16 protein-coding genes are annotated in these 15,887 nt (G+C 59.6%); 11 read left to right on the plus strand and 5 right to left on the minus strand.

Annotation, left to right across the window (positions count from 1 at the left end; translation table 11 throughout):
- The first annotated feature begins 39 nt into the window (after positions 1-39).
- The 7 genes from phoH (at position 40) to trmB (ending at position 7,445) form a co-directional block, all read left to right on the plus strand.
- Positions 40-1,095: a phosphate starvation-inducible protein PhoH gene (phoH, locus tag FY152_00165; GenBank protein ID UXS30578.1), complete on the plus strand. Its 1,056-nt coding sequence runs from the start codon at positions 40-42 to the stop codon at positions 1,093-1,095.
- A gap of 10 nt (positions 1,096-1,105) precedes the next feature.
- A complete protein-coding gene (ybeY, locus tag FY152_00170; protein UXS30579.1) occupies positions 1,106-1,612 on the plus strand; it encodes an rRNA maturation RNase YbeY in 507 nt (168 codons plus the stop codon).
- 15 nt (positions 1,613-1,627) lie between these two features.
- Positions 1,628-2,767: an HlyC/CorC family transporter gene (locus FY152_00175; GenBank protein ID UXS30580.1), complete on the plus strand. Its 1,140-nt coding sequence runs from the start codon at positions 1,628-1,630 to the stop codon at positions 2,765-2,767.
- 210 nt (positions 2,768-2,977) lie between these two features.
- Positions 2,978-4,567 (plus strand): apolipoprotein N-acyltransferase, encoded by a 1,590-nt coding sequence (lnt, locus tag FY152_00180; protein UXS30581.1) that lies wholly within the window; start codon positions 2,978-2,980, stop codon positions 4,565-4,567.
- Between the two features lie 134 nt (positions 4,568-4,701).
- Positions 4,702-5,121: a helix-turn-helix transcriptional regulator gene (locus tag FY152_00185; GenBank protein UXS30582.1), complete on the plus strand. Its 420-nt coding sequence runs from the start codon at positions 4,702-4,704 to the stop codon at positions 5,119-5,121.
- Between the two features lie 190 nt (positions 5,122-5,311).
- The gene (locus FY152_00190) at positions 5,312-6,574 is read left to right on the plus strand and encodes a methionine adenosyltransferase (protein ID UXS30583.1); all 1,263 of its coding nucleotides are present in this window, start codon (positions 5,312-5,314) and stop codon (positions 6,572-6,574) included.
- A 172-nt stretch (positions 6,575-6,746) separates the two neighbouring features.
- Complete coding sequence (trmB, locus tag FY152_00195) at positions 6,747-7,445, plus strand: tRNA (guanosine(46)-N7)-methyltransferase TrmB (GenBank protein UXS30584.1); 699 nt, start codon at positions 6,747-6,749, stop codon at positions 7,443-7,445.
- Between the two features lie 12 nt (positions 7,446-7,457).
- Here trmB and FY152_00200 read toward each other — a convergent pair whose 3' ends face one another.
- Together FY152_00200 and FY152_00205 are read right to left on the minus strand one after the other, a co-directional pair.
- Complete coding sequence (locus FY152_00200; protein ID UXS30585.1) at positions 7,458-8,357, minus strand: ribokinase; 900 nt, start codon at positions 8,355-8,357, stop codon at positions 7,458-7,460.
- A 53-nt stretch (positions 8,358-8,410) separates the two neighbouring features.
- Positions 8,411-9,604: a DNA recombination protein RmuC gene (locus tag FY152_00205; GenBank protein UXS30586.1), complete on the minus strand. Its 1,194-nt coding sequence runs from the start codon at positions 9,602-9,604 to the stop codon at positions 8,411-8,413.
- Positions 9,605-9,753: 149 nt separating this feature from the next.
- Here FY152_00205 and FY152_00210 point away from each other — a divergent pair, with 149 nt between their 5' ends.
- From FY152_00210 to truA, 3 genes are read left to right on the plus strand one after another with little or no spacing between them, the layout of a single operon-like run.
- A complete protein-coding gene (locus FY152_00210) occupies positions 9,754-10,266 on the plus strand; it encodes a peptide deformylase (protein ID UXS30587.1) in 513 nt (170 codons plus the stop codon).
- A gap of 50 nt (positions 10,267-10,316) precedes the next feature.
- The gene (locus tag FY152_00215) at positions 10,317-11,252 is read left to right on the plus strand and encodes a methionyl-tRNA formyltransferase (protein UXS30588.1); all 936 of its coding nucleotides are present in this window, start codon (positions 10,317-10,319) and stop codon (positions 11,250-11,252) included.
- Entirely contained in the window at positions 11,252-12,052 is an 801-nt protein-coding gene (gene truA, locus FY152_00220) for a tRNA pseudouridine(38-40) synthase TruA (protein ID UXS30589.1), read from the plus strand. The genes FY152_00215 and truA overlap by 1 nt, the downstream gene beginning before the upstream one ends.
- 21 nt (positions 12,053-12,073) lie before the next feature.
- Here truA and FY152_00225 read toward each other — a convergent pair whose 3' ends face one another.
- The 3 genes from FY152_00225 to dapD are packed head-to-tail and all read right to left on the minus strand — an operon-like array spanning position 12,074 to position 14,719.
- Positions 12,074-12,670 carry a hypothetical protein gene (locus FY152_00225; protein ID UXS30590.1) on the minus strand — a complete coding sequence of 199 codons (597 nt, stop codon included), beginning with the start codon at positions 12,668-12,670 and terminating at the stop codon, positions 12,074-12,076.
- Entirely contained in the window at positions 12,654-13,850 is a 1,197-nt protein-coding gene (gene dapE, locus FY152_00230) for a succinyl-diaminopimelate desuccinylase (protein UXS30591.1), read from the minus strand. Before dapE ends, FY152_00225 begins: the two co-directional genes overlap by 17 nt.
- A 14-nt stretch (positions 13,851-13,864) precedes the next feature.
- Positions 13,865-14,719 carry a 2,3,4,5-tetrahydropyridine-2,6-dicarboxylate N-succinyltransferase gene (dapD, locus tag FY152_00235; protein UXS30592.1) on the minus strand — a complete coding sequence of 285 codons (855 nt, stop codon included), beginning with the start codon at positions 14,717-14,719 and terminating at the stop codon, positions 13,865-13,867.
- A gap of 143 nt (positions 14,720-14,862) precedes the next feature.
- Here dapD and FY152_00240 point away from each other — a divergent pair, with 143 nt between their 5' ends.
- Complete coding sequence (locus tag FY152_00240) at positions 14,863-15,723, plus strand: LOG family protein (GenBank protein ID UXS30593.1); 861 nt, start codon at positions 14,863-14,865, stop codon at positions 15,721-15,723.
- Positions 15,724-15,887 lie beyond the last annotated feature (164 nt).

A 15,887-nucleotide genomic window follows, 5' to 3' on the forward strand; every position in this document is an offset into this window, starting at 1 on the left:
GTGAGGAGCCGACACTGATTGGGACAGGAGCCTGACCGCTTGAACGCACATGAATTGGTATCACCTTCATCGCGCCAGCCACGCCAAGCCGCGACCGACGCCAATCACTTCGTCCTCACGTTCGAGAATAACAGGATAGCGGGAGAGCTATTCGGTCAGTTCGATCAAAACCTCAAATTGCTGGAACAGCGCCTCAATATTGATGCGCGCCCGCGCGGCAATTCGGTTGCCATTACCGGTGATGTGGTCGCCACCAATCAAGCCCGTCGCGCGCTGGATTTCCTTTACGAGCGCCTGCTCAAGGGCGGAACCGCTGAGGTTTCCGACGTGGAGGGCGCGATCCGCATGGCGATGGCGGCAGACGATCAGCTGACCTTGCCGACGATGGAACGCAAGGCGAAGATTTCCATGGCGCAGATTTCCACCCGCAAGAAGACCATCGCTGCCCGCACGCCGACGCAGGATGTCTATATGCGGGCGCTCGAGCAGTCCGAGCTGGTTTTCGGCGTCGGCCCCGCCGGCACCGGCAAGACCTATCTTGCCGTGGCGCATGCGGCGCAGCTTCTGGAGCGTGGTGCGGTCGACCGCATCATCCTGTCGCGCCCCGCCGTCGAAGCGGGCGAGCGTCTGGGCTTCCTGCCCGGCGACATGAAGGAAAAGGTCGATCCCTATCTGCGCCCGCTTTATGATGCGCTTTATGACATGATGCCGGGTGACAAGGTGGAGCGTGCCATTCAGGCGGGCGTCATCGAAATCGCGCCGCTGGCCTTCATGCGCGGCCGCACGCTTGCTAACGCCGCCGTCATTCTGGACGAAGCCCAGAACACCACAACCATGCAGATGAAGATGTTCCTGACCCGTCTGGGCGAGAACGGCCGCATGATCGTGACGGGTGACCCGAGCCAGGTGGATTTGCCGCGCGGCGTGAAATCCGGTCTTGTCGAGGCCCTGCAAATCCTCACCGATGTGGAGGGCGTGTCGGTCGTGCGCTTCAAGGATGTCGACGTCGTGCGTCATCCGATGGTGGCGCGTATCGTCCGGGCCTATGAATCCCACACGGCGGTGCCGGATGAAAGCCTCGTGAAGGGCAGCTGACGTAAAGACAATGACAGCTCTGGATATTCAAATCAGTGTCGAGGCCGAAGGCTGGTCCTCGGAAGAGGACTTGGCTGTCTTTGCCACCAAGGTGCTGGATGCGGCGGTCGATTTTCTGAAGCGGGAAGAGGAACAACCCTTCCCGAAAATGCCGGTGGAGCTGTCGCTGGTCTTTACCGATGATGAAAATATTCGGGAAATCAATGCCGAGTGGCGCGACAAGGACAAGGCGACCAATGTCTTGTCTTTCCCCGCTTTTCCGCTGGAACCGGGCGGTATGCCCGGCCCGATGCTGGGCGATATCGTCATCGCGCGCGAGACGGTTGAGCGCGAGGCCCTTGAACTTGACAAGAGTTTCGAGGATCATCTGACCCATCTTCTCGTTCATGGTTTCCTGCATTTGTTTGGTTATGACCACATGGACGAAGAAGAAGCGGAAGAAATGGAGTCGCTTGAGACTCGCATTTTGGCGGTGCTTGGCCTATCTGATCCTTACGCGGGACAGGAACCGCTTTGAATATTGTCTGGAGCCATGAACGAACATTCTGCACGACCTGCCAATGAGGGCAGAGAAAACGGCGAGCAGTCCTCCTCGGAGGAGGGCAGTAGTCATTTACGTCACGACCTCACTGCAAAGCCGAGATCGACGATCTGGTCGCGCATCGCGCGGTTACTGAAACCGTCACAGGGCGAGCGCCTGCGCGAGGATTTGACCGACGCGCTGATGGACGACACTGAAATCGGTGCCGCCTTTTCGCCCGAAGAGCGGGCGATGCTCAACAATATCCTGCGTTTCCGGGAAGTCCGGGTCGAAGATATCATGATCCCGCGGGTCGATATCGACGGTCTCGATCAGAACATGACGATTGGCGACGCCCTCATTCTCTTTGAAGAAACCGGACGCTCCCGCATGCCGGTTTATGACGAGACGCTGGATGATCCCAAGGGCATGATCCACATCCGCGATCTCCTGGCCTATGTCGCCAAACAGGCCCGCAACAAACGCCGGGCGGGATCGCGAAGCGTTGCTTACGGCGAGACGAAAGCGACGCGTTCGCCGCGACCGAATTTCGACCTTGCCCGCGTCGATCTGGAACAGACGGTTGCCGATGCCGGGCTGGTGCGGAAAATCCTTTTTGCGCCGCCCTCGATGCTGGCCTCCGATCTCCTGAAGACCATGCAGGCGCAGCGGACGCAGCTCGCCCTCGTAATCGACGAATATGGCGGCACGGACGGCCTCGTCAGCCATGAGGACATCGTCGAGATGGTCGTGGGCGATATCGATGATGAGCACGACAAGGACGAGGCAATGTTCTCGCGCCTTTCCGCCGATGTGCTCGTGGCGGATGCCCGCGCCGAGCTGACGGAGCTTGCCGAGGCGATTGGCCCGGAATTCGATGTCCGCGAACATCTGGAGGAAATCGATACGCTCGGTGGTCTCATCTTCTTTGCGCTCGGCCGCATTCCGGCCAAGGGTGAGGTGGTGAGAGCGGTACCGGGTTTCGAGTTCCAGATCCTCGATGCCGATACAAGGCGTATCAAGGGGGTCCGCATCGTCCGGGATCACGGCTCGGAAGGGCAGGATGATCGTGCTCCGGGCGAAGCCAATGAGGTGATTGCGCTGCCGGCGCCGGATGTTCGCCTCATCACGCATCAGCAGAACGTCGACTGAGCAGGGCAGACGGGGAGTTCTCCGTCGCCGCTACCTCAAAACTGCACCAATCCAACGGTTTGCGGGGCCAAAGCACTGTATGGTGTTGCTGCCGCCGCCGCTCCTGTGGACTGTGAATCTTTTTTCATTTACGTCGGATCTGAGGGAAAATTTCTCGGCGCGGCCTTGCCGGGAACGGTCTTTTCCAGACGCGCATAAAACGGAGATGGTATGGAGCGTCTTGCAGGCAGGGTGATGCTGGCGGGTGGCATAAGCCGGGCAGCGATGGCAATTGCCGCTGGCGCGGTCGGTGCACTGGCCTTGCCCCCGTTCGGCTTTTTCGCAGCGCTGTTTTTGTCGTTCACACTGCTTGTCTGGCTGATCGATGGCTGCACCGGCAAGCCGGGCGGCGGCATCTTCAGCCGTATCATGCCGGCTTTCGGCATTGGCTGGTGTTTTGGGCTGGGCTATTTCGTGGCGGGCCTGTGGTGGCTCGGCAATGCGCTCCTGCTGGAGGCCGACGAATTCGCCTGGGCGCTGCCGCTAGCCATTCTTGGCCTTCCGGCTTTTCTGGCGCTGTTTTACGGTTTTGCGGTTGCGATCGCCAATATCGTCTGGTCGGATGGTTTCGGCCGCATCGCGGCCCTTGCTGCCGCATTCGGCCTTTCGGAATGGCTGCGCAGCTTTCTCGCGACCGGCTTTCCGTGGAACGCTATCGGTTATGGCATCATGCCCGTGCCGATCATGATGCAGTCGGCGCATCTGCTGGGTCTTTTCGGCGTCACCACGCTTGCCGTTCTCATCTTTGCTGCTCCCGCCTTGATCGGTACGAAAAAGGGCATGTGGCCGGGCCTTATTGTGGCGGCTCTGCTGTTGGCTTGTCATTTCGGTTATGGTTTTTACCGTCTTCAGGCGCCGGCCGAAACGCCGGCGGATGCGCTGACCGTCAGGATCGTGCAGCCCTCGATTGACCAGTCCCGCAAAATGCTGAACGCCGACCGTGCGGAGATTTTTGCCGAGCATCTGCGACTGACAGGCCTGCCGCCCGGTGAAGGGAAAAAACGCCCCGACATCATTGTCTGGCCGGAGACCTCCGTACCGTTTATCCTGACGCAAAACCCGGACGCCCTGGCGGAAATTGCGAGGACACTGGAGGATGGGCAGGTCCTGTTCACCGGCGCAGTCAGAATGGAAGATCAGGGAGCAGGCAAGCCACCGCGCTATTACAATTCGGTTTATGCGATTGACAGCCAGGGCGAGATTATCGGCGCGACCGACAAGGTCCATCTCACACCCTTTGGCGAATATGTCCCCTTTGAAGGCATCCTGCGGGAATTCGGCATCGACAATGTCATCAGCCTGCCCGGCGGCTTCTCAGCGGCGTCTTCGCGCACGCCCTTGACGCTTCCTTCCGGCAAGACCTTCTATCCGCTGATTTGTTACGAGATCATTTTTCCGGGTGAGATGACGCCGGGCCTGAAGGGGGCGGCCGCGATCCTGAACGTGACCAATGATGGCTGGTTCGGCGATACGCCCGGCCCGTACCAGCATTTTCTGCAGGCCAGAGTGCGCGCCGTCGAAACGGGTGTGCCGGTGATTCGCGGGGCAAATACCGGAATTTCCGCCGTCATAGACCCCTATGGCCGCATTATCGCTGGATTGGACTACGGGCGGGTCGGAATTGTTGACGCCACTTTGAGTGGTGGGTCAAGCGACGCATTTACTTACGACATACATCGGACGTATTTCTGGTTGATTTTTTCAATTCTTTTGATGGTTGCGGTATCGACTGCCTGGAGTTTTGCGCGGCGCCAGAATTGACCAGCAACCCCCACAATTGCATAGTGAATACGTCAGTCGTAAAACAAGTTTGGACGCTGTCGAAATGCCGGATCATTTCTTCGAGTGAGTAATGAAGCGAGATATCAACCCTTTCCGAGTGTCAGGACCGCATGATGACCGAAAATAAGAAAAAGCCTAACCCCATCGACATTCATGTCGGAAGCCGAATTCGACTTCGCAGAACCATGCTGGGCATGAGCCAGGAAAAGCTGGGTGAAAGTCTTGGAATTACCTTTCAGCAAATCCAGAAGTATGAAAAAGGCACGAACCGCGTGGGCGCCAGTCGCTTGCAGAATATTTCGGCCATCCTCAACGTGCCCGTTTCCTTTTTCTTCGAAGATGCACCCGGCGATCAGGTTGGCGGTGCTCCCGGCATGGCGGAAGCGTCGAGCTCAAACTACGTGGTCGATTTCCTGTCCTCGGCTGAAGGTCTGCAGCTGAACCGCGCATTTGTCAAAATCGCCGACCCGAAGGTTCGCCGTCGCCTCGTGGACCTCGTCAAGGCGCTGGCCGCCGAGGGAGACGCGGAGTAGGGCGAGCCCGCGTGACACACTAAATTTCCGGCACAGGATGCCGGGCACTCAACGGTCCGCAAGGACCGTTTTTTTGTGCCAGATTAGAAAGGAATTCTCACATAAAGATATATTTATGTGGTTGTGTCCTTGTTTTTCATGGCCGAAATGACTAACAAACTCCAAGACCATTCTTTGAGGGGAATCCCGCATGCGTGCCAATTATCTGTTCACCAGCGAGTCCGTGGCTGAAGGTCATCCGGACAAGGTTTGTGATCGTATTTCCGATGAAATCGTGGATCTCATTTACCGTGAAGCGTCCAAGACGGGCGTCGACCCGTGGACCGTGCGCATCGCATGCGAGACGCTTGCAACCACCAACCGCGTCGTTATCGCCGGTGAGGTTCGGGTTCCCGATACGCTTCTGAAGAAGGACAAGGACGGCAAGGTTCTCAAGGACGCCGCTGGCCATCCGGTCATCAACCCCTCGAAGTTCAAGTCCGCCGCCCGCAAGGCGATCCGCGACATCGGCTATGAGCAGGATGGTTTCCACTGGAAGACCGCCAAGATCGACGTTCTCCTGCATCCGCAGTCGGCTGACATCGCGCAGGGCGTTGACAATGCTTCCGACAAGCAGGGCGACGAGGGCGCCGGCGACCAGGGCATCATGTTCGGTTACGCCTGCAAGGAAACGCCGGACCTGATGCCGGCTCCGATCTATTATTCCCACCGTATCCTGCAGCTGCTGGCAACCGCCCGTAAAAGCGGTGAAGGCGAAGCGGCAAAGCTCGGACCGGACGCCAAGAGCCAGGTGACCGTTCGTTACGTCGACGGCAAGGCCGCCGAAGCCGTATCCATCGTTCTGTCCACGCAGCATCTCGATGCAAGCTGGGATTCGAAGAAGGTTCGCGCCGTCGTCGAGCCCTATATTCGCGAAGCTCTGGGTGACCTGAAGATCGCTGACGATTGCCAATGGTACATCAACCCGACCGGCAAGTTCGTCATTGGTGGTCCCGATGGCGATGCCGGCCTGACGGGCCGCAAGATCATCGTCGACACCTATGGCGGCGCTGCGCCCCATGGCGGCGGTGCATTCTCCGGCAAGGACACGACCAAGGTCGACCGTTCCGCTGCCTATGCCGCTCGCTATCTCGCCAAGAATGTTGTGGCCGCCGGTTTTGCCGATCGTTGCACCATCCAGATTGCTTACGCGATCGGTATCGCCCAGCCGCTGTCGATCTATGTCGATCTGCACGGCACGGGCAAGGTCAGCGAAGACCAGGTCGAAGGCGCCATCCGCAAGGTCATGGACCTGTCACCGTCGGGCATCCGCCGCCATCTCGATCTCAACAAGCCGATCTACGCCAAGACCTCCTCCTACGGCCATTTCGGACGCAAGGCAGGTCGCGATGGCTCCTTCTCCTGGGAGAAGCTCGATCTGGTGAAGCCGCTCAAGGAAGCTTTGAGCGCTTGAAGCATTTCCAGTAAAGCCGCGCAGCGGGTTTACGTCCGGAAAATGCGTGCACGGGATATCGCCCTTGTTATTTGACGGCGATTGAGAGATACCGTCACCAACCTTTTGTAACCCGCACAGTGCCTCATGTGGCGCTGTGCGGGTTAAGTCTATTTGTTCTTGAGAGTATGACATGACGGAAGAACGGCGTTCGCGCGCGACGGAAGCGTTTTTTGGCAGGCGCAAGGGCAAGCCCCTGCGCAATCAGCAGATCGACACGATCGAAAATCTGCTGCCCTTGCTGAAAATCGATCTGGAAAGCGCCCCGCCGCAAAATCTCGTTGCTCTCTTCCCTGCGGATGTGAAAGCGGTTCGTCTGGAGATTGGTTTCGGCGGTGGTGAGCATCTTGCCCACCGCGCGGTTGAAAATCCCGAGACTGGTTTCATCGGCGTTGAGCCCTTCGTCAATTCCATGGCGAAGTTGCTGGCAAGCGTGCGCGAAGGCGAGTTGATGAATATCCGCCTTTACGACGATGACGCAACGCAATTGCTGGACTGGCTGCCGGATGGATCAATCGATCACATCGATCTTCTTTACCCCGATCCCTGGCCCAAGAAGAAGCATTGGAAGCGCCGCTTCGTGTCTGACGTCAACCTTGCCCGCTTCCATCGCGTTCTGAAACCCGGCGGCAAGTTCTGCTTCGCTTCAGATATCGATACCTACATCAACTGGACGCTGCAGCATTGCGCCCGCCATGGCGGTTTCGAGTGGACAGCGACGAGCGCTGACGACTGGCGCACACCCTATGCCAACTGGCCGGGCACGCGTTATGAGAACAAGGCGAAAAGAGAAGGCCGAAGCTCGGCCTATCTCACATTCATTCGCACCTGACGGCCGAAACCCTCAGAGATTGGCGTCCACTTCGGCGGCGACTGGAATGGACGGCTGCGCGCCGGCGCGGGTGCAGGCGAGTGAACCAGCAACGGCGGCGCGTTTCAGCGCCTTTTCGAAATCCATCCCCTGGTCGAGACTGGCGGCAAGATAACCGCAGAAGGTATCGCCTGCGCCGACGGTATCGACCGGTTCGATCTTGAGGCCGGACGCCCGGAAAACCTTGCCGTTGCGAATGGCGATCACGCCGTCCGCACCAAGCGTCACGATCAATGTCTGGCCGCTCTTTTCATGCAGGGCCTTGATTTCGTTTTCCCGCTCGGAACCGGAAAGTCCGCTTTTGCCGATCAGCAGCTCGAATTCCGTTTCATTGGCGATGACGATATCGGCAAGTCCGGCAAGGCGCGGCCCGTCAGCAGTCAGCGGTGCGGTATTAATGACGGTGGTGATGCGTTTCGCCTTGGCGGCCGTCAGCGCCGCTTCGATGGCGGGCGCGGGTATCTCGAACTGCAGCATCAGAATATCGCCCGCTGACATTTCGGCCACGGCCTTGGCCGCATCGGCTGCTGAAACTTCACCATTGGCGGCAGGAATGACGGAGATCATGTTCTCACCGCCTTCGCCGATAAGGATCATGGCAGTTCCGGTCGGGCCCGGTGCGGTCTTGACCAGTGACAGGTCGGTGCCGGCCTCGCGCAGCAATGTCAGCGCCGGTGCGGCAAAGGTGTCGTCGCCTGCAGCGCCCGCCATCTTGACGGTTGCGCCCGCGCGTCTTGCGGCAAGCGCCTGATTGGCTCCCTTTCCGCCTGCCGCGGTGGCGAAGCTCTCTCCCGTCACCGTTTCACCGGGTTTGGGCAGCCGTTTGGCGGTGGCGACGAGATCCATGTTGATGGAGCCGAAAACAGTAATCATGGGGGGCATGTCCGTATAGAATTCAAGCAAGGCGGCGACTTTGCCCGAGGGCATCACTCGTCGTCAACCACCCGCAACTTGGTCGTTCCCGCCCTGTTCTCCGCAAAGCGCCGCGTCTGCTCGATTTCCCCATGTAAAGTTTCTTTTTCCGCCGACGAAAAATCGAGTCCCTCGATCTTCTGGCCACGCGCCAGCACCTTGTCGGAGGAGATCAGCATCATGTCGACGTCTTTCTGCGCCAGCCCGAAATGAGCCTGCAGCTTGCGTGTCCGATCATCTAGCCGCCGCACATCGTCCATGAGCAGAGCCACTTCACCCTGTATAAGATGCGCCTGCTCGCGCATGCGCTGATCCTTCAGCACGGACTGGATGACCTGCACCGAAAGCATCAGCAGCGATGGCGAAACGATGACGACGCGGGCGCGGTGGGCGCGTTGCACCAGATATTCGAAATGCTGGTGAATATCGGCGAAGATCGATTCTGAAGGCACGAAGATGAAGACCGTATCCTGCGTTTCGCCGCGAATGAGGTATTTCTCGGCCACGTCGCGGATATGCACTTCCATATCCCGGCGAAACTGCTGGGTGGCGGCCCGTTTCGTTTCCGGCGACTCGTCAGCCTTGATCGCGTTCCACGCCTCCAGCGGAAACTTGGCGTCGATGACAAGCGATGGGGCGTTGTTCGGCATTTTGATGATGCAGTCTGGCCGGTAACCGTTCGACAGCGTCGGCTGAAGCTGAAAGGCGCCAGCGGGTAGCGCATCAGCGATCAATGTCTCCATGCGTGCTTGTCCGAAAGCCCCGCGCGTCTGCTTGTTGGAAAGGATCGCCTGCAGACCGACCACGTCCTTGGCCAGATCCTGAATATTGCCCTGCGCGGCGTCGATAACCGCCAGGCGCTCCTGCAGCCGGCTCAGATTCTCGTGCGTCGAGCGGGTCTGTTCCGTCAGCGTTTCACCCAGCCGCTGCGACATGCCGTCGAGGCGCTGGTTGAGCGTCTGGCTCATCTCGCTCTGGCGTGTGCCGAGCGTCTCTGCCATTGCGGCGATCCGGCCGTGTAGCTCGGCCTGCGTTTTCAGGAGGTCGGAGGTTTCACCATCGGCCTGCGCTTTTTTTTCGCGGCTTTTCGTGGTCATCCAGACGGCAGCCAGGCCGAAAACCAGGGCCGCAAGCAGCGCGCCGAAGCTGATGTCGACGGAACCGGCCCGCAATGCTGGATCAAGGAGAACGGAGAAATCTATACCCATGTCTAAATCTAGCAGATTTCCTGTGATTCGTAAGATCAAAACAAGAACATTCCTGCGGCGGAAATGAGTCCGACGGAACGGGCGACAGGTGCCTGTTTGGCCTGCGTGTTTTTTATTTCCTCGGCGCAAGAGATACGTTATGGGAAGCCATGACTATCAAACCGCTTATCATTTTGCCCGATCCCGTGCTGCGCCAGCAATCGAAGCCCATCGAACAGGTGGACGCCGAAGTGCTACGCCTCGCCGACGACATGCTGGAAACCATGTATGATGCGCCGGGCATCGGCCTTGCCGCCATTCAGGTCGGCGTGGCGCGCCGCATGCTGGTGATTGACGTTGCGCGTGAAGGCGAGGAAAAGACCCCGATCGTCTTCATCAATCCGGAAATCCTCAAGGTGTCGGACGATATCTCGACCTATGAGGAAGGCTGCCTCTCCATTCCCGACTATTACGCCGAAGTCGAGCGCCCCGCAGCCTTGACGGTGCGATATGTCGGCCGTGACGGCAAGCAGCAGACCGTCGAGGCGGACGGGCTTCTGGCGACGTGTCTGCAGCACGAGATCGATCACCTGAACGGCGTTCTCTTCATCGACCATATTTCGCGGTTGAAGCGCGACATGGTCATCAAGAAATTCACGAAAGCGGCCCGCGCAAAGGTCTGATCCGTCCTCCTTATCTGGAGACGGAACGGCAAAAAGGGCAGGGGGCGACGATGGCTCTTCGCATCATCTTCATGGGCACACCGGAGTTTTCCGTCCCCACGTTGCGTGCATTGGTGGAAGCGGGTCACGAGGTCGTTGCCGTCTATACGCAGCCGCCGCGTCCCGGCGGCCGTCGTGGCCTCGATCTGCAAAAATCTCCGGTGCATCAGGCGGCTGAGCTTCTGGGCCTGCCCGTGCTGACGCCCGTAAACTTCAGGGCTGAAGAAGATCGCCAGCAGTTTCGGGAGTTTAATGCCGATGTGGCGGTCGTGGTGGCCTATGGGCTGCTGTTACCCGAAGCGATCCTCTCCGGCACGCGCCTTGGCTGTTATAATGGCCATGCTTCGCTGCTGCCGCGCTGGCGGGGCGCGGCACCCATCCAGCGGGCGATCATGGCCGGCGATGCCGAGACCGGCATGATGGTCATGAAAATGGAAAAGGGGCTGGATACCGGCCCCGTCGCGCTGACCGCCAGGGTCGCGATCGATGAGAACATGACTGCCGGCGAATTGCACGATAGCCTGATGCTGGCCGGCGCACGGCTGATGCGGCAGGCAATGGACAAGCTGGAAGCGGACGATCTTCCTCTGACCGTGCAGGCCGAAGAGGGTGTTGTTTACGCATCCAAGATCGACAAGGGCGAGACCCGTATCGATTTTTCCCGGCCCGCACAGGACGTGCATAACCACATTCGCGGCCTCTCGCCGTTTCCCGGCGCCTGGCTGGAGATGGACATCGGCGGCAAGGCGGAGCGGGTGAAGGTTCTGGCCTCCGAACTGGCGAGCGGCATGGGAGAAGCGGGCGCAGTGCTTGATGATGCCCTGACCATCGCCTGTGGCAGCGACGCGGTGCGGCTCACCCGTCTGCAGAAGGCGGGCGGCAAGCCGATGTCGGCGGCGGATTTCGTGCGCGGCACGCCGGTTCCCCCCTCAACGAGGCTCGGTTGATGCCACGTTTCCGCATGACCGTCGAATATGACGGTACGCCTTATTACGGCTGGCAGAGACAGGATAACGGGCCGTCCGTGCAGGGCGCTCTGGAAGCCGCCGTCCGGTCGCTGACCGGCAAGACCGTTTCCATTCGCGGTGCCGGCCGCACGGATTCAGGCGTACATGCTGTCGGGCAGGTCATACACGTTGATCTTGCTCGCGACTGGGAACCCTACAAGCTTCGCAACGCGGTGAACGCGCATCTGGCCATGGCGAAAGAGGCCGTCTCGGTTCTGGATGCGGCGGCGGTGACGGAAGATTTCGACGCCCGTTTTTCCGCCATCCGTCGCCATTATCTCTATCGTATTATCTGCCGCAAATCGCGGCTGGCGCTGGAGCACAAGCGTGCATGGTGGGTGTCGAAGGACATGGACCATGAGCGCATGCATGAAGCCGCCCAGATGCTCGTCGGCCGGCACGATTTTACTACCTTCCGCTCGGTCCATTGTCAGGCGAACAGCCCGGTCCGGACGCTCGACCGGCTGGATGTGACCCGCACCGGCGATCTCATTGAGATACGAGCGACGGCGCAGAGCTTCCTGCATAATCAGATCCGTTCTTTTGCGGGCACGCTGAAACTGGCGGGTGAAGGCACCATGACGCCGGAGGATGTACGCGCGGCGCTGGAAGCGCGGGATCGCAAGGCCTGCGGCCCCGTCGCACCGCCGGACGGTCTTTATTTCATGCAGGTCGATTATCCCGACGTCATTCCGCCACGCCGTCACCCCGCAGTTGAAATCACGGAAGATATGGACTGACCCGAAAGGTCGCCCTGTGTCTCAGGCCGGATAAACGCCGAGAAAACGCTGCAGCGCTTCCGATAGCAGCATCCCCGGCACCAGCAGCGTCATGACGATTGCCGAGACAAGCAGCGACTGGTCGCGGATGAAGAACCGCACAATGCGCGAAAAGGCAAAGACCAGCGACAAAAGCAGCGCCAGCCAGAGAATGGCGATCAACCCCTGCAAAGGCGGCAGGAAGAATGCAATCAGGATCAGAACGGCATAGGCATAGTAAAACGGCAGCGACAGCCAGTTCATGGTGGTGACCAGCGGTGCGAATTTTTCCCTTGCGCCGAAGGCGAACAGCAGCATGCCGATCAACAGCAGCGGCACGATCCAGCATATGGCCTCGACCATCGCCAGGCGGAAAAAGAAGATGAAGCCTGTTCCGGTGCCGGGCGGATAGCTGGCCAGGAAGGCAGCGCGCAGCCACAGCCAGGAAACCAGCATGGCGGGCAGGCACCACAGGGCCGAATAGAAAGATCGCCACATGCCGCGTTCGGACAGGTCCAGGTAACGCGCGCCGGCATGGTCGCCGAGCAGCAGAAGCCACAGGCCCTTCAGATAGAGCCTTATTTCACTTGCCGTCGGCATGGGCGAACCAGCGTTCGATAAAGGTTTCGTAAATGCGGGTCAGCGTCTCGAGATCGGCAACCGCCACGCGCTCATCGACCATATGCATGGTCTGCCCGACGAGGCCGAATTCTACCACCGGGCAATAATCCTTGATGAAGCGCGCATCCGATGTGCCGCCCGTGGTCGAAAGCCGGGGCTCCTTGCCTGTCACGGCCTCCACAGCGCCGGAAAGCGACGAGATGAGGGCATTGTTCCGTGTCAGGAAAACATGGGCCGGGCGGTCGGCCCAGACGATGTCGTATTTCACCGGGCTGCGGTCTGGGCGCAGCTCGCCGTCCGCTGCGGCGGCATCGAGGCGACGGATGATTTCCGCTCGCAGGCTTTCGGCCGTCCAGCTGTCGTTGAAACGGATATTGAAAGCCGCTGTCGCCCGCGCCGGGATCACATTGGTGGCGGCGTTGCCGGTGTCGACGGTCGTCACTTCCAGATTGGAGGGCTGGAAATTATCCGTACCGTTATCGAAGGGCGGATGCATCAGCGCATGGGTCAGCTGTAGCAGTCCGCGAATGGGATTGTCGGCGAGATGCGGATAGGCGGCATGCCCCTGCACGCCGTGCACGGTGATGCGGCCGGAAAGCGATCCACGGCGGCCGATCTTGATCATGTCACCCAGCTGGTCGGGATTGGTCGGCTCGCCCACCACGCAGGCGTCCCAGGTTTCGCCTTTGGCTGCAGCCCATTCCAGCAGCTTTGAGGTGCCGTTGATCGACGGACCTTCCTCATCGCCGGTGATCAGGAACGACACCGAACCCTTCGGTTTGCCATGTTTCTCGATATGGCGGGCAATGGCGGCGATAAAGCAGGCAATGCCGCCCTTCATGTCCACGGCACCCCGGCCGAACATCTCGCCGTCAGCAATCTCGGCCGCAAAGGGCGGATGGCTCCATGCGGCCTCGTCGCCCACCGGCACGACGTCCGTGTGGCCCGCAAACATCAGATGCGGACCTTCCGTGCCGAGCCGGGCATAGAGGTTTTCCACGTCAGGCGTTCCCGCTTCCGTCGCCAGCATTTTTTCCACCACAAAGCCAAGCGGTGAAAGCAGGGTGTCGAGCAGCGATAGCGCACCGCCTTCGGCGGGCGTCACCGAGGGGCAACGGATGAGGGCGGCGAGATTGGCAACGGGATCGGTCGTGGTCATGGCAGTCGCTTTTATCAGTCGCGCAGAAGCTCGTTGATACCGGTCTTGGAGCGGGTCTTTTCATCGACGCGCTTGACGATGACGGCGCAATAGAGGCTCGGGCCCGGCTCGCCGTTCGGGAAAGGCTTGCCCGGCATGGTGCCGGCAACGACGACGGAATAGGGCGGCACTTCGCCATAGGTGATCTCGCCGGTGGCGCGGTCGACGATCTTGGTGGACTTGCCGATGAAGACGCCCATGCCGAGAACGGCGCCTTCGCGCACGATGCAGCCTTCGACGACTTCCGAACGGGCGCCGATGAAGCAATTATCCTCGATGATGGTCGGGCCGGCCTGAAGCGGCTCCAGAACGCCGCCAATACCGACGCCGCCCGAAAGGTGGACGTTCTTGCCGATCTGCGCACAGGAACCGACCGTCGCCCAGGTGTCGACCATCGTGCCTTCATCGACATAAGCGCCGAGATTGACGAAGGACGGCATCAGCACCACGTTCTTGGCCACATAGGCGGAGCGGCGCACCACCGCGTTCGGCACGGCGCGGAAGCCGGCGGCGCGGAACTGGTTTTCGCCCCAGTTTTCGAACTTCGATGGCACCTTGTCCCACCAGGTAGATTCGCCCGGTCCGCCGGTCACGATCTCCATATCGTTCAGACGGAAGGAGAGGAGCACGGCCTTTTTCAGCCACTGGTTCACCTTCCAGTTTCCATCCGCCTGCTTCTCGGCCACGCGAACCTTGCCGCTGTCGAGAAGTTGAAGAGATGTGTCCACCGCGTCGCGAACCTCGCCCTTCGTCGATACGTTCACACCGTCGCGGTTGTCGAAGGCGGTTTCGATGATGGTTTCGAGGGAGGTGAGATCCGTAAGGCTCATGGAAAATTCCTTAAAGTCGCGTGTGTTCGTGGTCACGGATGGTCCCGCGCCGCTGGAAGGCTTTGGCCATTTGATCTAAGGGAGTGTTGGAAAGGCGTCAATGTGATTTGGGTGATTTGGCGCGTCAGACGAAAGGCATGGAAATGACACGACTGAAAAACGGCAAGTTGCGGCGCAAGGACGGGGTTTGGGACCCCTTGAAACGCAGTGCCGTCGACAAGCAGCAGGCCGAAGTCGTTCAAAAGACGCCGCAGTCGGATTCCCCGTCCTACAGGCTTGCCTATGTGGACATGGATTTTCTCTGCCGCGAGGAGTTGCGCCCCATCAGACTTCAATTGGAACTTCTGAAAACGGAAATGGCGCTGACGGAGCGCGGGATCAAATCCACCGTCGTCATGTTCGGCGGCGCCCGTATTCCTGAACCGGGCGGCGAGGCTTGGGCGGCGCGTAACGAGACGCAGAAGCGCAATCTGGAGCAATCCTCGGTCTATTATGACGAGGCGCGCAAGTTCGCCCGGCTTTGCACCGAATATGCCGCGAAATCCGATCACCTCGAATATGTCGTGGTCACCGGTGGCGGTCCAGGCGTCATGGAAGCGGGCAATCGCGGCGCTGCCGATGCGGGAGGCCCGTCAATCGGCCTCAACATCGTGCTGCCGCACGAGCAGGCCCCCAACCCCTATGTCACGCCGGAACTGAGCTTCAATTTCCACTATTTCGCCATCCGCAAGATGCATTTCCTCATGCGGGCAAAGGCCGTGGTGATTTTCCCCGGCGGTTTCGGCACGCTCGATGAACTTTTCGAAGCGCTGACCCTGATCCAGACGAAGCGCATGGAGCCCATTCCGCTCATCCTGTTCGGCGAGAAATTCTGGCGATCCGTGATCAATTTCGAGTTTCTGGCGGATTTCGGCACCATTGCGCCGGAGGATATGAATCTCCTGAATTTCGCTGAAACGGCCGATGATGCGTGGCGCATCATTTCCGAACATTATGAACATTGAATTTTAGCTTGATGCGGCGCGGCGGTTTTAGGGCTTAATTAGCAAAGATATTCTAGTTTTCCCTCGTCGCGCTGCAGCGCACTGCCCACACGGGCGGGCCTCCATGACGGAGATTAATCATCCGTTGACGTCAGTCGTTCTGACTGGCGATTTGATCGAGGCCA

This window comes from Agrobacterium tumefaciens, assembly GCA_025560025.1.
Classification (GTDB): Bacteria; Pseudomonadota; Alphaproteobacteria; order Rhizobiales; family Rhizobiaceae; genus Agrobacterium.

What these genes read in the sequence shown, in the direction of transcription:
- ybeY (UXS30579.1), top strand. Translation starts at nt 1,106, where the DNA reads ATGACAGCTCTGGATATTCAAATCAGTGTCGAGGCCGAAGGCTGGTCC.
- FY152_00175 (UXS30580.1), top strand. Translation starts at nt 1,628, where the DNA reads ATGAACGAACATTCTGCACGACCTGCCAATGAGGGCAGAGAAAACGGC.
- lnt (UXS30581.1), top strand. Translation starts at nt 2,978, where the DNA reads ATGGAGCGTCTTGCAGGCAGGGTGATGCTGGCGGGTGGCATAAGCCGG.
- FY152_00185 (UXS30582.1), top strand. Translation starts at nt 4,702, where the DNA reads ATGACCGAAAATAAGAAAAAGCCTAACCCCATCGACATTCATGTCGGA.
- FY152_00190 (UXS30583.1), top strand. Translation starts at nt 5,312, where the DNA reads ATGCGTGCCAATTATCTGTTCACCAGCGAGTCCGTGGCTGAAGGTCAT.
- trmB (UXS30584.1), top strand. Translation starts at nt 6,747, where the DNA reads ATGACGGAAGAACGGCGTTCGCGCGCGACGGAAGCGTTTTTTGGCAGG.
- FY152_00200 (UXS30585.1), bottom strand. Translation starts at nt 8,357, where the DNA reads ATGATTACTGTTTTCGGCTCCATCAACATGGATCTCGTCGCCACCGCC.
- FY152_00205 (UXS30586.1), bottom strand. Translation starts at nt 9,604, where the DNA reads ATGGGTATAGATTTCTCCGTTCTCCTTGATCCAGCATTGCGGGCCGGT.
- FY152_00210 (UXS30587.1), top strand. Translation starts at nt 9,754, where the DNA reads ATGACTATCAAACCGCTTATCATTTTGCCCGATCCCGTGCTGCGCCAG.
- FY152_00215 (UXS30588.1), top strand. Translation starts at nt 10,317, where the DNA reads ATGGCTCTTCGCATCATCTTCATGGGCACACCGGAGTTTTCCGTCCCC.
- truA (UXS30589.1), top strand. Translation starts at nt 11,252, where the DNA reads ATGCCACGTTTCCGCATGACCGTCGAATATGACGGTACGCCTTATTAC.
- FY152_00225 (UXS30590.1), bottom strand. Translation starts at nt 12,670, where the DNA reads ATGCCGACGGCAAGTGAAATAAGGCTCTATCTGAAGGGCCTGTGGCTT.
- dapE (UXS30591.1), bottom strand. Translation starts at nt 13,850, where the DNA reads ATGACCACGACCGATCCCGTTGCCAATCTCGCCGCCCTCATCCGTTGC.
- dapD (UXS30592.1), bottom strand. Translation starts at nt 14,719, where the DNA reads ATGAGCCTTACGGATCTCACCTCCCTCGAAACCATCATCGAAACCGCC.
- FY152_00240 (UXS30593.1), top strand. Translation starts at nt 14,863, where the DNA reads ATGACACGACTGAAAAACGGCAAGTTGCGGCGCAAGGACGGGGTTTGG.